Here is a 15,066-nt window from a genome sequence, read left to right on the forward strand (position 1 = left end):
CCAAATATCCCCAACATGCGCAAACTTACTTTTGGTTTTTTATTACTTCCTTTTATTGTCTTTTCTCAAATTCCCGAATACTATAATTCCATCGACTTTAGTGAAACCGGAGAAGATTTAAAAAATCAACTCACTCAACTCATTGATGAAACTCATTCAGTTGATTTAATCTACACCCCTGAAGTATGGGATGTTTTAAAGCAGTCAGACCTAAATCCTGAAGACGAAGAAACCGTTTTATTGATTTATGGATATGATGATAATGATAACATACCCCAAACAGACAGAAGTAGGGATGTTGATTTGTCTTGTCATACTTCGGGTTGTATTGGTCTTTGGAACCGGGAGCATGTGTATCCAAAGTCTCTTGGAACACCAAATTTAGGAACCGAGCTTGCCGGAGCTGATGCCCATAGCCTGCGCCCGGCTGACAGCCAGATGAATAGTTCCAGAGGAAATAAACCCTTTGAGGACGGTTCAGGTACTGCCACCATAACATCCAATGGTAATTTTTATCCCGGTGATGAATGGAAAGGCGATGTGGCTAGAATGATGATGTATATGTATGTGAGGTATCCCAGCCAGTGTGAAGCATCGGCTGTTGGTGTTGGTGCAACTTCATATTCAGATTTTGGAGATATGCCTGATGTTTTTCTGGAATGGAATACTGAAGACCCTGTTTCTGAATTTGAGAAAACTCGCAATAACATCGTTGCAGACGCTCAGGGTAACAGAAACCCTTTTATTGACAATCCTTTTTTAGCTACCAGAATTTGGAATGGTCCTGAAGCTGAAGATACCTGGGATGTTTTATCCACAGTATCGCAAGAAGAGCAAATTACTTTCATCTATCCAACAATCACCAGTGATTGTGTAACCATACACAACAATTTTGAGCAGAATCAGCAGGTAACAATTTTTTCTGTGACAGGAACGCGAGTTGATGTAGCTTTAGAAAATGATCAAGTATGTTTGGATGGTTTGACAAGCGGAATATATTTTATTTCGCTGCAAGGCGTTTCAAGTCAGCAGACTTTTAAGGTTCTCAAACGTTAGACCTTTATCATATTAAGAATTTCATTCTCACATTTTTTCTTTAAACCTAAGACAGGGATCACCTTCGATGTCCCTAAAAATCACTCCACAACTAAGTTGTGATGTATTTGGAGGTAACGGAAAAAGAGGGATTTAATTTCCCATATCCACGCGCACCTTAGAATAAAACTAAATACCGCTTACGCCGTATGTGAGCTTTTGTTTTTTTATCCATTTTTGTAAAGTGCGTTTCCAACATTCCTAAAAAACAAAAGCTCAATATCTTATCAGATATTGAGCTTTGCTCTAAGCGGAGGAAGAGGGATTCGAACCCCCGGAGGTGTGACCCTCAACAGTTTTCAAGACTGCCGCATTCGACCGCTCTGCCATTCCTCCAAAGTCTTTTTGCGAATGCCTTTCGGCGGGCTTGCCCACCGAAGCACACGACCTATGTCGTTTGCGTAGGCGGGTGCAAATATAAAATCCTTTTTTTGTTTACTAAAGTTTTTTTGATAGTATTTTTAAAAAGATTTTATTTTAATTTTTATACTTTTTAATCTCTTTTCTATGAAGTGATTACTATTTTTGTTACATATGGAAAAAATGACATCTTCAATTATTAATGACTTGAATTGGCGTTATGCTACAAAAAAGTTTGATGCCAACAAGAAACTATCAGAAGAAAAGGTTGAAATCCTCAAAAACGCTTTTAATTTAACAGCGACTTCCTATGGATTGCAACCCATTAAGCTTTTGGTAATTGAAAACCCAACAATTAAAAAAGAACTCTTGCCTTTTTCAATGCATCAAAAACAAGTTCAAGACGCGTCCCATTTGCTGGTATTTTGTGTGGTTACCGAAATTGACGCTGATTATGTAACAAATTATTTCGAACGGGTCCAAAATACTCGCGGGACTTCACAAACCATTCTGGCGCCCTTTCGGGATATTTTGATACAGGATTTTGAGCAAAAGGGTAAAGACAGAATTTTTGCTTGGGCAAAAAATCAAGCCTATCTGGCCATGGGCAACCTGCTTACAGTGTGTGCCCTTGAAAAAATTGATTCGTGTCCCATCGAAGGTTTTGAGCCCGAAGGGTATGATAGCTATTTGAAGTTACAGGAAAAAGGTTTGCGGTCTGTTTTAGTCATGCCGGTGGGATATCGCGCTGATGATGATTTTTTTGCAGATATGAAAAAAGTGAGGAAAGAGCTCACAGACTCAGTCATTCATTATCAATAATTAAAAATATCGATTAACCATTAACCAATAACTATTATCAAAGAACAAAACTATGCCCGGATTTGAATTGTTTGGAAATGAAGAACGCACTGAAGTTAATGATGTGCTTGAAAGCGGTGTCTTGATGCGATATGGATTTGACGGGATGCGCAATGAACATTGGAAAGCTCGTGAATTTGAAACTGCTTTTGCTGCTAAAATGAAATCAAAACATTGCCAGTTGGTTTCCAGTGGAACAGCAGCACTGACAGTTGCTCTAGCTAGCGCCGGAATTGGGGCAGGAGATGAGGTGATTATGCCCACATTTACTTTTGTAGCGAGTTTTGAGTCTATTATGATGTTGGGTGCAGTGCCTGTTTTGGTTGATATAGATGATACACTCACGCTTGACCCTAAAGCTGTTGAAAAAGCCATTTCATCAAAAACAAAATGTATCATGCCTGTTCATATGTGTGGTTCTATGGCAAATTTAAGGGCTTTAAAAGCACTTTGTGATCAACACAACTTAGTGCTCCTTGAAGATGCTTGCCAGGCAATAGGAGGGAGTTATGAAGGGAAACCCTTAGGTTCTTTTGGAGACTTGGGTTGTTTTTCATTTGACTATGTTAAAACAATTACCTGCGGGGAAGGAGGAGCAGTGATCACAAACAACAAAAAATTTGCTGAGCATGCTGACCAATTTCAGGATCACGGCCACGATCATATCGGAAATGACAGGGGAGCAGAAACGCATCCTCACCTGGGATATAATTTTAGAATTTCTGAATTAAATGCTGCTGTAGGAGTTGCACAATTGCGTAAACTGGAAACGTTTATAGATACACAAAAACACACCTATTCTATCATTAAAGAAGCTTTAAGCCAGGTGGCAGAAATAAGCTTTAGACGTGTTCCCGAAGGTGGAGTTGAAAACTATTCTTTCATAAGTTTTTTCTTACCCAATCAAGTCATAGCGGAAAAAGCACATCAAGCTTTGAGCGAACACGGAGTTGATGCTTGTTTTTACTGGTATAAAAACAATTGGCATTATATCAATGGATGGGAGCATTTGCGAAACATGAAATCTTTAGGCAAGCTTCCGGAAGAAATCCGTAAACAAATGCAAGATTTTAATACCACCGATTTTTCTCAAAGCGATTCCATCATGGGAAGAACTATTTCTTCGTTAATCAAGTTAAGCTGGACCAAAGCGCAGGTAAAAGCCCGTGCAGAAGCAATGGTAAAAGCGATAAAGTCTGTACTTTAATAATTGACGTATTCAGTAATCTCAAGTCCGTAACCAATCATTCCAACACGTTTGGTTTGTTTGGTATTTGACATCAGCTTGATTTTATGAATACCCAGGTCGTGTAGAATTTGAGCGCCAATACCAAAATCTTTAGAATCCATTTTGATTTGTGGTGCTTTGGCAACCACGTCTTTGGTTTGTAATTTTCTCAGTTCGCTTAAGCGGTTTAAAATATTTAAAGACTGGCTTTGTTGATTGATAAAAACAATCGCTCCTTTCCCTTCGTTGTTAAGCAGGTTGAACATATCGTCCAGCTTTTTATCTGTGTTGTTGGTAAGGGTGCTTAAAATGTCATAATTGACCAAAGTGGAGTTGACTCTAACGAGCACTGGTTCATTTGGTTTCCAGGAGCCTTTGCTTAATGCCAGGTGAATTTGATCGTTGGTGGTTTGTTTATATGCTCTGAGGCGAAATGCTCCAAAGTTTGTCAAAATTTCAAAATCTTCTTTCTTTTCAATCAGTGAGTCATGTTGCATTCGGTATGCAACCAAGTCTTCGATAGAAACGAGTTTAAGGTCAAATTTCTGAGCAATTTTATGAAGTTGGGGCAGTCTTGCCATAGTTCCGTCTTCGTTCATTATTTCAACGATTACACCTGCCGGTTTAAGTCCTGCAAGTCGGGCAAAATCAATCGCGGCCTCGGTATGCCCCGTGCGTCTTAAAACGCCCCCTTCTTTCGCTTTAAGCGGAAAAATATGTCCGGGTCTGTTTAAGTCGCGTGGTTTGGTGTTTTCATCGATCAATGATTGAACAGTTTTGGCCCGGTCTGCTGCTGAAATTCCGGTAGTAACACCGTTGCCTTTTAAATCTACTGAAATGGTAAAAGCGGTTTCAAGCGGGTCTGTATTGACCCCCACCATCATATTTAAATCAAGCTCTTTGCATCGCGATTCTGTAATGGGCGCACAGATGAGTCCACGGCCGTGGGTAGCCATAAAGTTAATCATTTCTGGAGTTACCATTTCTGCAGCTGCAAGAAAATCGCCTTCATTTTCACGGTCCTGATCATCAACAACTATAATAACCTTTCCTTTTTTGATATCTTCAATGGCTTCCTCAATGGAATTTAGTTTGATTGCTGATGTTTTCACGTGATTAGTATTTAATGCTGATAAACAAAGGGCAAAGGTATTGAAAGTAATTATTTTTGTCTCTTAATTTTGAAAAGTTTCTTAAAGAATCTATTGATGGGTTCAGTTATAGAACTAACATCAAAAATACCTTGATCGGTGGTAGCTCTGTATGTTAACCAAATTCCCAGTGGCAACATGATAAAAGTAGACAACCAGGCACCAAAAAAGGGAAGGAGTTTGCCATTTTCGGCACTATTTTTTGCAAAAATACCCAGAAAGTGATAGGTCAAAAAGATAGTGATTGCCACAACCATGGGTAATCCCATTCCCCCTTTGCGAATGATGGCTCCCAAAGGTGCTCCTACAAAAAATAAAATGATGCAACCAAAAGCGATTACATATTTATCGTGTAAGGCAATTTCATATTTATTGAGTCTTTTTTGTTTGTTTTGAAAATCAATTTTTTTGGCATTGATGGTTTGAACTGCACCATTGACGTTGGATATTGCCAGTTCCAATATTTGTCTCTGCTCTACATCGTTATAAACATCCATAATGTTGTCAACCGGTCTCAAATCACTTGTTTCGGGTTTGAAGTTACTCGTGATAGTTGTAATTCCACTTCTTACCTTAATATCCTCTGGAAACTTTTTAATATCCTGATTGAATTTATCAGAAAGGGAATCAATCTCCATTTTTAACTCACTAATACGATACATTTTTTCATTGGACAGTTCTTGTTCTTCCTCGAGGTCAATGTTATTGATTTCACTTAAATCGATGTTGATGGTATAAGCATCAAAATAGCTTTTTGCAAAGGGTTTGTCAGTTATCTTTTGAGGATTACTGGAAATAATTTCATCATAATAATTTCCATCTTTTAAAATCAATGAAAGGGTGTTTGATCCTTCTTCACTGGTCAATTCACCTTCATTTGCTTTAATTACGGTATAATTTCCGGCGCGATTTGGGTTTTTTTTGTGGATAATTATATCTTCCAGAAATTGTCCGTTATCACCACTTTTTTTTGCAACTTTTATTGAAATATCACCCACTTCACTAAACTGGCCTTCTGCAATTGCTACGGCAGGTTTAAGCTGAGCGATGTTTCGTCTCAGGTTCAATGATTTGTATTCAGACCAGGGAATCACGTTATTTGCAAAATAAAAAGCTGTACCACTGAGTAGAAATATAAAAACCATCAAACTCCTCATGGCTCTTTGCAGAGAGATGCCTGTTGATTTCATTGCTGCGAACTCATACTTTTCGGCAAAATTTCCGAAAACCATAATCGAAGACACTAAAATTGTTAACGGTAAAACCAGGGGAATGAGTTTGGGAGAGAAGTAGAGCAAAAACCTGAAGATGATATCCAGGTCCAGGTCTTTCCCTGCCAATTCTGAAATATAAAGCCAGATTGTTTGCAATACAAAAATAAACATGAGTATAAAGAAAACACTGATGAAGGTTTTTAAATAGGAAACAAGTATGTATCTATCCAGTATTTTCAATGCAGTTAATCCAGTTTATTGATGTAGTAGTTTTTGTATTTTACAGAATCAAATTTAAACAATGAATTGGGTAGGGGTTGATTGGTTTTAAACGAATTTACAGTAATTGTAATTTCTGTACCATTAGCCTGTCTTTGTATGAGTTTATAGATGTGCTTTGTTTGTGAGTCAATACCCAATAGAATGTCTTTAATTTCTGTATTGGATGCGATTGGGTTTAACCGGATGTATTGAATTTTTCTTCCACTGACGTCTTGAATTATATCCCACTTATAAGTGTATCCTTTTTCATAAAACGTAAGCATTTTTGAAGGGGTGATGGTGTCATCTTCGTCGGATGATGGTTTTGAGATGGTTACTTCTTCATCTTCGGGGACAATTGTGTGGAGGTTGGTACCGTCAAACAACATCGTGGTTCCCATTAGATTTAAAACATATTGTTCTTTTTTTAGGGTTACATCGCCTCGTGTTTCCTGATTGATGTTTTCTTTGTTGTTTTTTAAGCTATATCTAAATTCAATTTGAATATTGTCATAACTTTTTATTTTTTGAGAAACCTCGTTGAGTAAATTTTTTGCCTTTTGATCGTTTTGGGCAAAACTAACGTGTGCAATGCTTAATACGATTAAGAGTAAAACTAACTTTTTCATTTTTTTTATTGTTTCAGTGTTTACTATTGAAAGCTTCTGTGATTGAGAGCTTTCTTGTTTTTTTTTATTCGCTTTCATTGTCCAGCATTTGGTTAAGTGCTTCTATGGTTGGCACAAGCACTTGTCTGGCTTTACTGCCTTCAAATGGGCCTACAATGCCTGCAGCTTCCAATTGGTCGATGATTCTTCCGGCACGATTGTACCCCAGTTTTAGTTTTCGCTGTAAAAGCGAAGCCGAACCTTGCTGGGCGTTTACAATAACCTCTGCTGCGTCTCTAAATAAGGCGTCGCGGTCGTCTATTCCTATATCAAGATTTGTGCCACCCTCTTCACTTGAGTATTCAGGTAAAATATGTGCACTGGGGTATGCCCTTTGTGAGCCAATATAACTGGTAATTTGTTCAACTTCAGGTGTATCAACAAAAGCACATTGCAAGCGGATTAAATTATTGCCTTGTGTGAAGAGCATATCACCCCGGCCAATGAGCTGGTCAGCTCCAGAGCTGTCCAAAATGGTTCTGGAATCAATTTTTGAAGTTACTCTAAATGCAATTCTTGCCGGAAAGTTTGCTTTTATTATACCCGTTATTACATTCACCGAAGGTCGTTGTGTTGCAATAATCAAATGAATACCAATGGCACGCGCCAATTGGGCCAATCGCGCAATGGGTGTTTCAACCTCTTTTCCGGCAGTCATAATTAAATCGGCAAACTCATCTACGACAAGCACGATATATGGCAGAAACTTATGCCCGTCATTTGGGTTGAGTTTACGTGCTTTAAATTTTACATTGTATTCAGCTATGTTTCTCACCATAGCGTCTTTAAGTAAATCATAGCGTTGATCCATTTCAATACACAGCGAATTGAGTGTATTGATTACTTTGCTGTTGTCAGTAATGATCGCTTCTTCGGTATCAGGTAATTTTGCCAGGTAATGGCGTTCAATTTTATTGAAAAGTGTTAATTCTACCTTCTTAGGGTCAACCAGGACAAATTTCACTTCTGCCGGATGTTTTTTATACAAGAGAGAAGTTAGAATGGCATTGAGCCCCACCGATTTACCCTGACCGGTAGCTCCTGCCATCAGTAAATGAGGCATTTTTGCAAGATCGACCACAAATGTTTCATTTGAAATGGTTTTTCCAAGTGCGAGAGGAAGCTCCATTTCGGCATTTTGAAATTTAGGGGAAGCAATGACAGAACGCATTGAAACCATCTTGGCATTTTTATTGGGAACTTCAATTCCAATGGTTCCTTTTCCTGGAATTGGCGCAATGATTCTGATACCTAAAGCCGAGAGAGAAAGTGCAATGTCGTCTTCCAGGTTTTTAATTTTTGAAATCCTGATTCCTGCTTCCGGAATGATTTCATACAAAGTTACTGTGGGTCCTACGGTCGCTTTGATTTGATCGATTTCAATTTTGTAATTTTTCAGGGTTTCAACAATGGTATTTTTATTGCTTTCAAGTTCTTCCTGATCGATGGTGATACCTGTGTTTGTATTGTATTCTTTTAAAAGTTCCAGCGTTGGGAACTTGTAATTACTCAATTCCAGCTTTGGGTCAAATTCACCAAAATCCTTCACAAGCTTATTACTCAAAACTTCGACCTCTTCTTCTTCATCACTTTGTTCCACTTCAAGTGCAACATCATCTTCATTTTCAGATTTGATGACTATTTTTTCTTTTTCCTTTGGGGTTTCGAATGATTCAGAAGGGGTGTCTGTTCTTTGATTATTGGATGTTTTGTCTAAATTAACTTCTGGACTGGAAATTGTTTCTTCGGCTTCTTTTTTTGCAATATCAAATTCCTGTTGTAGTTCTTTTTTTGTGCTTTTAAAGTAGGTGATTACTTTATCGGGGGTGACTTTTAAACGTACAATGAGATAAGTTAAAAATAAAAATACCATTAGTAAAACGGTACCCGTAAAGCCAAGATAATCTTGCAGGTAACTATTGATTTCAAACCCGATTACTCCTCCAAGTATCGATGCTTTACCGGCAAAAAAACCAAAAAACACTGAGAACCAAATCATCATTAGGATTCCCCAAAACCATAGTTTTTTTAATGCTGTCTTGGAGAAACTTAAAAAAAGGTACAGACCACTAATAATAATCAGGACACTAAAAATAAGTGACGCAATTCCAAAACCCTGGTAAACAAAAAAGTCACTTACCGAAGCTCCAAATTTATTGAGTAAATTTTGGGCTTGTTCTTCGCGATTGGTAAATTCAGTAATAGTACTCTGGTCGGCCTGCCAGTTGAAGAAAAATGAAATAAAGGCAATTGTGAGGGCAGTTCCTAAAATCATTAAAAACACTCCAAAAACTACTTTTTGTTGTTTACTAAATTGTAAACCCGGAAGACTGCGTTTTTTAGAAGTGGATTTTTTATCTTTCTTTACTGCCATAGATGATTGGGTGAATTGCAACAAAAGTACAAATTGTAAACGTGAATTTGTTAAAAAAAAGTGTATAAAGTAATTGTTATTTTTGAGGGTTTGTTTTGTTATTTAGGCCCGTCGTTTGTAAAATTAGAGCGATTGAAATGACTAAAACACACCCAAAGAGGTTCAACCAAAGATAAGGCATCCAATCAAACCACCAACCCCATATCACTATGGCCTGAGTGATGAGGGCGGCAATAAAGACGGCATTTCCTTTGACATATTTTATAAAAAAGGCTAAAAGAAAAATCCCTAAAACATTCCCATAAAAAATAGACCCTATGATATTGACCAATTGTATGAGGTTATCAAACAAATTGGCAACACAAGCAATTGCAATTGCAATTACGCCCCATAGCAGCGTAAACCATTTTGAAGCATTCAAAAAATGAGTTTCATTTTTGTTCTCCTTTTTGTTTCTTTTATACAAATCCATTGTTGTGGTGGTGGCCAGCGCATTCAGTTCAGAAGCGGTTGATGACATGGCCGCACTTAAAATTACCGCAAGCAACAAGCCTATCAAGCCTCGTGGAAGGTTGTTTAAAATAAAATGGATAAACACATAATCCTTATCGTTGGTTTCAACTAAGCCGTCTGCTTTTGAAATAATTTCTTTAGCTCTGTTTCTAATAGTCCTTTCTTCGGCATCTAATTGAACAATATTCTGTTGATAGAGCTCTTTTTCTGAACTGTTTTCAATATTTGTGAAATTGTAAACTGCTTGTTGTTTCGCTTCAAAATTGGCTTTTTGCTCTTCTTCCAGTTGTTTGTATTCAGCTGCGAAGTCTGAGTTTAAGACTGTTTCGGTCGCCACCGGATTGAAGTTAAGCGGGGAGGGGTTGAATTGATAAAAAACAAAAACCATTACACCCACTAACAGTATAAAAAACTGCATCGGAACTTTTAGGATACCGTTCATAATGAGTCCCATTTGACTTTGCCTTACCGATTTTCCGGCGAGGTAACGTTGTACTTGACTTTGGTCTGTCCCAAAATAAGAGAGGGCTAAAAAAGTCCCGCCAATGATGCCACTCCAAAAGGTATATCGATTGTCCATGTTAAATGAAAAATCAATAATTTCCATTTTGCCACCTGCACCTGCAATTTGAAGGGCGTTTGTAAAGTTGATGTCTTCTGGCAAATAGCTTAGAATAATAAAAAATGCAGCAAACATACCTGCAAAAATTACTGCCATTTGCTGTTTTTGAGTAATACTAACTGCTTTTGTACCACCGGAAACCGTGTAAATAATCACCAATACTCCAATGATGATATTCAGGTATATTAAATTCCAACCCAAAACAGCAGAAAGAATGATAGCGGGTGCAAAAATGGTAATTCCTGCAGCAAGCCCTCGTTGGGTTAAAAATAAAATTGCGGTTAATGACCGCGTTTTCAAATCGAATCGGTTTTCGAGAAATTCATAAGCCGTATACACATTTAACCGATGATAGATCGGAATGAAGACCATACAAATAATGATCATAGCTATGGGCAAACCAAAGTAGAATTGAACGAAGCCCATACCGTCATGAAACGCCTGTCCAGGAGTGGAGAGGAAAGTGATGGCGCTTGCCTGGGTGGCCATCACAGAAAGCCCGATGGTCCACCAGTTTGAAGTATTACCACCTTTTAGAAAATCCTGAACATTTCTGCTACCGCGTGTTTTCCAAACGCCATAACTTACTATGAACACCAAAGTACCGATTAGAACAATCCAGTCAATTGCTTGCATATTAGTTAAAGCTAGTCATTATTAGATAAAACAAAAAGATGTACAAGGCATTGGCAATCAAAACTAAAGTGTATGATTTTTTCCAGATGTATTTTTCAGGATAATTATTCATTTTCTAAAGATAACAAATTTGCAAACAAACGGTAGGCCCCTGATACTCCGGCGGGTAATTGTCTAAAGAAACTCAATCCGGAATAAATGATATTCCCTTTACCGTGTTTGGCTATGATTAGTGACCCTTCCAACGGTTTTTCACCTGGGTCGCTCATTTTGAAAATAGGGGTGAACTCTTTGGACCAATCTTCAGCAAAATACAAACCGCGCTCCTGAACCCAACCTTCAAAATCGGAAGTTGATAATTTATTAGGTGTATTTAAAACTGGATGTATAGGGTTGATGAATTGAACAGGTGCATTTTCATCAGTGACACGACCTCTCGCGAGTTGAAGCTTAAAAGGGGCTAATTGGTCAGTCACCAGGCCTCTGGAAACATTGTATTGCATAATTAAATTGCCTCCTTTTTTTACATATTCAAATAAGGTTTCTTGTCTGAACTTTAACAACTCGTGAATGTTGTAAGCTCTGATTCCCACTACAATTGCATCAAATCCTAAGAGGTTTTCGAGGGTCATTGCTTCCAGATCAATGTCCTTTACGGTATAGCCAATCTGGCTTAAAGCCGAAGGAATTTCATCACCTGCTCCTGCTATATAACCGATGTTTTGACCCTTGGTTTCAATAGGTATGCGGGCAACTTTCGCTTCTGCCGGCAACAAAATGTGCTGATAGGGAATGTGATTGTAGTCTAATGTGATTTTTTCCAGATGGTAGTTGTTGTCATTTACTTGTATCGCTAATTTTATAGAGCTTTCATCCTGGTTTTTGGGAGGAGTAACTTTAAAAGTAAATTCTCTTTCCTGATCTTTTTGGTCGAGTTGAAAAGGTTGAGGGGAACTCACCTGCCATCCTTCGGGATGTTGCAGAGCAACAGTGCCTGACAGTTTAGTTTTTCCGGCCTTTATTGTGACTGTGACGTTTTTGGGCGCATTGTCTTCAAATATGAATACTTTTTGATTGATTTTTCCGGTAATTTCAGGTAAAATTTGAAACGGTTGGTACACCTCACCGGTAACGGGACTATTAAATTTATAAACCAAGTGTTTTTCAATTATGAATTCTTCCCCTTCAATGGTTAGATTAAATTGGAGTGGTTGATTTTCATTGATAGTAGGAAGGCCAATTTTTTCAAGATTTGAAACGGCATAGAGACCTAAAGTACTTTTTTCTTTTAGCCAATAAGGGGAGGAATATTCAGCATCACTTGGGATTGTAATTGTATATTCTTTCTCAAATGGTGTGTTTTTAAATAATGGTTCATTGTTTGTCAATAGAGCGTGGTCACCATAGGAAATTTTGTTCAAGCTCATTGAAGCATGTGCTCTGTTGATAGCTTCCACATTAATTGAAATTGTGGAGTTTGGAGCTGTATATTGACTTTCGGTCACGGCTTCTAAAAAGAGACCGCTACAAGCTGCTATAATATTTTTAATTTCTTTTGTTTTCTGAATACCCCAGTAGTCTGTTCGGCTTTTGAGTAATTTATAGGCAACAATTAACTGAGGAATGCTAGCAGCGGGTTTTTTGAAGTTAAAATCACGTTCTACCTTGTGAAGAATTTCACCAATTTCTTTTCCGCCTTCTATGCGCGTCCAATTGGTGTTAATTCCGTCAAAAAGATTGTCAGGGTCTTTTGGTAAGTTGCCTTTAATTATTTCGAGATATTCTGTCTGGTCACCTCGTGAACCTGTGTTTCCAAAGCCTTGTGATTGATGTTGGCTTCGGCTCAATGCTGCAATTTCTCCATTTGATAATCCAAGTGATGGAAAAAACTGTCCGGTGTTTAAGGATATGAGATTTGATTTATCAGCTTTTTCAAATTTTTCCTGACTTCCGTAAAACCACCAAGAGGTATTAAAAAAAAGTCGTGTGGGTTGCCAGGGTTCAAGCTTGTTTAATTGCTGTGGGAATGAATTTATATTTGAGGCCATTTCAAAAGCTTCCAGGCTTAGTATTGCTGATGCAGTGTGATGACCGTGTGTGGTGCCCGGTGTGCGGTGGTTGAACCGGTTTATAATCACATCGGGTTTAAACTTTCTGATTGTGAATACTAAATCACTCAGCACCTGATTTTTTTGCCAAATTGAAAAGGTTTCATCTGGATTTTTTGAATACCCAAAATCAATGGCTCTGGTAAAAAATTGTTCTCCTCCATCAATTTTTCTTGCTTCCTGAAGTTCGTTGGTTCTGATTACACCTAGTAAAGGACCTAATTCCTTCCCAATCAAATTTTGTCCACCATCACCTCTTGTGATAGAAATATAGGCTGTGCGGGCTTTTACATCATTGGCTAAATGTGAAATAAGCCGTGTATTTTCATCGTCGGGATGTGCTGCTACATATAGTACTGAACCTAGAAAGTTTAATTTTTTGATTGATTCGTAAATTTCTGATGCGGTGGGTTTTTTAGGCTGTTGAGCTTGAAGTGTTGATAGACTGATGAAGAATAAAAGGAAAACAGAAAGAAATTTGCTCATAATGCCGTTTTTAATCGTGGGTTTGTGTAAGGTTTTTGTCGTCTTTATCACGGGTAATTTCTTCAGAATCAGAAGTCGAAACCATAGAAATACCTTTTTGTAATATTAGATTGTTAGGATAAGAATGTATCTCACCAGAATCACTTTTTAAAATAATGTGAAAGGCTTTGATGTCTTCAATAAAAAGTGCTTCCGCAATAAAGTCTTTATCGTGAATCTTAATCTTATCGCCAATTTTATAAGAAAAAGTGAAAAACATAATAATTCCACTTGTTACATTGCTAAGAATTGACCATTGAGCAAAGAGTGCTACTCCAATAACTGCAAACATAGATGAAAACACCAGTCCTACATCACTAAACTTTACCCCCCAAATCAGGATATTCCAAAAGATAAATATAAACACAAAAGCAAAGTCAAAATGCTTAATAATCAACTTGGTGCGTTGTTGCATTTTTTCATGGATTTTAGCATAGCGTTTTATCAAACGTATGACCAAACCCCTTAATAATATAATGATAAAAATACTTATTGCCGAATATATGATATTGGGCAACAGTTGTTCAAATGTCATAGGCTGTTTTTTAGTTGTAATGAGTCTCTTAAATGACTATCTTGGTTTTTGTTTTTTGACCAATAGTTGGTTTTCAATTGCTTTTTATAGGTGGCTTTAGTTCTGAGTTCACCAATTTGCTCCTCCCATTTTAAAATTTTATATGGAAAGGCGGGTTCAAACCAAATACTGAGCGACCGGTTTAATTCAGGAAACTCAACTCTAAAAACATGCAAGGCATCGATGGTTTCAGTGGTTGCAATAGCTTTATAGGGTTTTAATTCTTGATGCCTTAATCTGATAAACTCAAACGAGGGTATCATTTGAATTTCGCCGGATGGCAATTCTGCTGGGTTGACTCTCAATTGTGTCCAAAGTTCGTCTTCCAGATGTGTTTTTTGAAAGTCAAAAACCTGATCTGCTTCGCTTTCAAAATAGGAATGTGATTTAATTTCAAAACTCTTGCGATTGTTGAGTTGTGCATAAACCTGACCACACCATTCCTGAACAGAAGTGGAAACCTTCAACGCGTGATTTTTTTCCTGTAAAGGATAGAAAACACTTGTCATTATAGAATAGGGGTAGATACCTGTGAAGAACTTTTTTGTTTTATTAAGTTTCAATACACTTTGGTTGGTGTCAGACGAGTGATCAGCTTTTACCTGAATCTCAGGAAGAAAATCTTCGGTAACAAAAATCAGCACTGCTTCGGCTTCTCTAATTTCACCATAACGTTCCTGCTCGAGGTTGTAAGAGGTTATTTCGGCTTGACCGTTGTACCAATAGGCTTTAAATTCTTCGGTTAAAGTTCTTGTAGAAAGCTCTTCCTGAGCAGGTGATGGGTTTTTTGTATTTTGGCAAGCAGAGATAATAATAGCCGTAATTGCAATGAGTGCCTTGTAACGAATTGTCATAACTCAAAAAAAATTTAGCTAA

At 37.7% G+C, this 15,066-nt stretch carries 11 protein-coding genes and 1 tRNA gene; 3 read left to right on the forward strand and 9 right to left on the reverse strand.

Annotation, left to right across the window (positions count from 1 at the left end; genetic code table 11):
• Positions 1 to 15 precede the first annotated feature (15 nt).
• A complete protein-coding gene (locus tag IEV69_RS10980; protein WP_188442409.1) occupies positions 16 to 1,056 on the forward strand; it encodes an endonuclease in 1,041 nt (346 codons plus the stop codon).
• A 290-nt stretch (positions 1,057 to 1,346) separates the two neighbouring features.
• Here IEV69_RS10980 and IEV69_RS10985 read toward each other — a convergent pair.
• Positions 1,347 to 1,431: transfer RNA gene (locus tag IEV69_RS10985), tRNA-Ser, on the reverse strand.
• Positions 1,432 to 1,638: 207 nt separating this feature from the next.
• Between IEV69_RS10985 and IEV69_RS10990 the strand changes: the two genes are divergently transcribed.
• Together IEV69_RS10990 and IEV69_RS10995 are read left to right on the forward strand one after the other, a co-directional pair.
• Positions 1,639 to 2,277, forward strand: coding sequence for an NAD(P)H-dependent oxidoreductase (locus tag IEV69_RS10990; protein WP_188442411.1), 639 nt, complete (start codon positions 1,639 to 1,641; stop codon positions 2,275 to 2,277).
• Positions 2,278 to 2,329: 52 nt separating this feature from the next.
• Positions 2,330 to 3,523, forward strand: coding sequence for a DegT/DnrJ/EryC1/StrS family aminotransferase (locus tag IEV69_RS10995; RefSeq protein ID WP_188442413.1), 1,194 nt, complete (start codon positions 2,330 to 2,332; stop codon positions 3,521 to 3,523).
• Here IEV69_RS10995 and ribB read toward each other — a convergent pair.
• From ribB to IEV69_RS11035, 8 genes are all read right to left on the reverse strand, one after another.
• Positions 3,520 to 4,656 carry a 3,4-dihydroxy-2-butanone-4-phosphate synthase gene (gene ribB, locus IEV69_RS11000; protein ID WP_188442420.1) on the reverse strand — a complete coding sequence of 379 codons (1,137 nt, stop codon included), beginning with the start codon at positions 4,654 to 4,656 and terminating at the stop codon, positions 3,520 to 3,522. The genes IEV69_RS10995 and ribB overlap by 4 nt on opposite strands.
• 50 nt (positions 4,657 to 4,706) lie before the next feature.
• Complete coding sequence (locus IEV69_RS11005; RefSeq protein WP_188442422.1) at positions 4,707 to 6,149, reverse strand: LptF/LptG family permease; 1,443 nt, start codon at positions 6,147 to 6,149, stop codon at positions 4,707 to 4,709.
• A gap of 5 nt (positions 6,150 to 6,154) precedes the next feature.
• Entirely contained in the window at positions 6,155 to 6,799 is a 645-nt protein-coding gene (lolA1, locus tag IEV69_RS11010) for an outer membrane lipoprotein periplasmic chaperone LolA1 (protein ID WP_188442424.1), read from the reverse strand.
• A 64-nt stretch (positions 6,800 to 6,863) separates the two neighbouring features.
• Complete coding sequence (locus IEV69_RS11015) at positions 6,864 to 9,212, reverse strand: DNA translocase FtsK (protein WP_188442426.1); 2,349 nt, start codon at positions 9,210 to 9,212, stop codon at positions 6,864 to 6,866.
• Positions 9,213 to 9,288: 76 nt separating this feature from the next.
• On the reverse strand, positions 9,289 to 10,983 hold the full coding sequence (locus IEV69_RS11020; RefSeq protein ID WP_188442428.1) for a sodium:solute symporter family protein: 1,695 nt from the start codon (positions 10,981 to 10,983) through the stop codon (positions 9,289 to 9,291).
• Positions 10,984 to 11,087: 104 nt separating this feature from the next.
• Positions 11,088 to 13,577: a PIG-L family deacetylase gene (locus IEV69_RS11025; RefSeq protein WP_188442430.1), complete on the reverse strand. Its 2,490-nt coding sequence runs from the start codon at positions 13,575 to 13,577 to the stop codon at positions 11,088 to 11,090.
• Between the two features lie 10 nt (positions 13,578 to 13,587).
• Positions 13,588 to 14,151, reverse strand: coding sequence for a mechanosensitive ion channel family protein (locus IEV69_RS11030; RefSeq protein WP_188442432.1), 564 nt, complete (start codon positions 14,149 to 14,151; stop codon positions 13,588 to 13,590).
• Positions 14,148 to 15,044, reverse strand: coding sequence for a septum formation inhibitor Maf (locus IEV69_RS11035; RefSeq protein WP_188442434.1), 897 nt, complete (start codon positions 15,042 to 15,044; stop codon positions 14,148 to 14,150). Before IEV69_RS11035 ends, IEV69_RS11030 begins: the two co-directional genes overlap by 4 nt.
• Between the last annotated feature and the right edge of the window lie 22 nt (positions 15,045 to 15,066).

Source organism: Planktosalinus lacus, from assembly GCF_014640155.1.
Classification (GTDB): Bacteria; Bacteroidota; Bacteroidia; order Flavobacteriales; family Flavobacteriaceae; genus Planktosalinus; species Planktosalinus lacus.

Excerpts from the sequence above, each read along its gene's own strand:
- lolA1 (WP_188442424.1), bottom strand. The coding sequence starts at position 6,799 with ATGAAAAAGTTAGTTTTACTCTTAATCGTATTAAGCATTGCACACGTT.
- IEV69_RS11030 (WP_188442432.1), bottom strand. The coding sequence starts at position 14,151 with ATGACATTTGAACAACTGTTGCCCAATATCATATATTCGGCAATAAGT.
- IEV69_RS10990 (WP_188442411.1), top strand. The coding sequence starts at position 1,639 with ATGACATCTTCAATTATTAATGACTTGAATTGGCGTTATGCTACAAAA.
- IEV69_RS10980 (WP_188442409.1), top strand. The coding sequence starts at position 16 with ATGCGCAAACTTACTTTTGGTTTTTTATTACTTCCTTTTATTGTCTTT.
- IEV69_RS10995 (WP_188442413.1), top strand. The coding sequence starts at position 2,330 with ATGCCCGGATTTGAATTGTTTGGAAATGAAGAACGCACTGAAGTTAAT.
- IEV69_RS11025 (WP_188442430.1), bottom strand. The coding sequence starts at position 13,577 with ATGAGCAAATTTCTTTCTGTTTTCCTTTTATTCTTCATCAGTCTATCA.
- IEV69_RS11035 (WP_188442434.1), bottom strand. The coding sequence starts at position 15,044 with ATGACAATTCGTTACAAGGCACTCATTGCAATTACGGCTATTATTATC.
- IEV69_RS11020 (WP_188442428.1), bottom strand. The coding sequence starts at position 10,983 with ATGCAAGCAATTGACTGGATTGTTCTAATCGGTACTTTGGTGTTCATA.
- IEV69_RS11015 (WP_188442426.1), bottom strand. The coding sequence starts at position 9,212 with ATGGCAGTAAAGAAAGATAAAAAATCCACTTCTAAAAAACGCAGTCTT.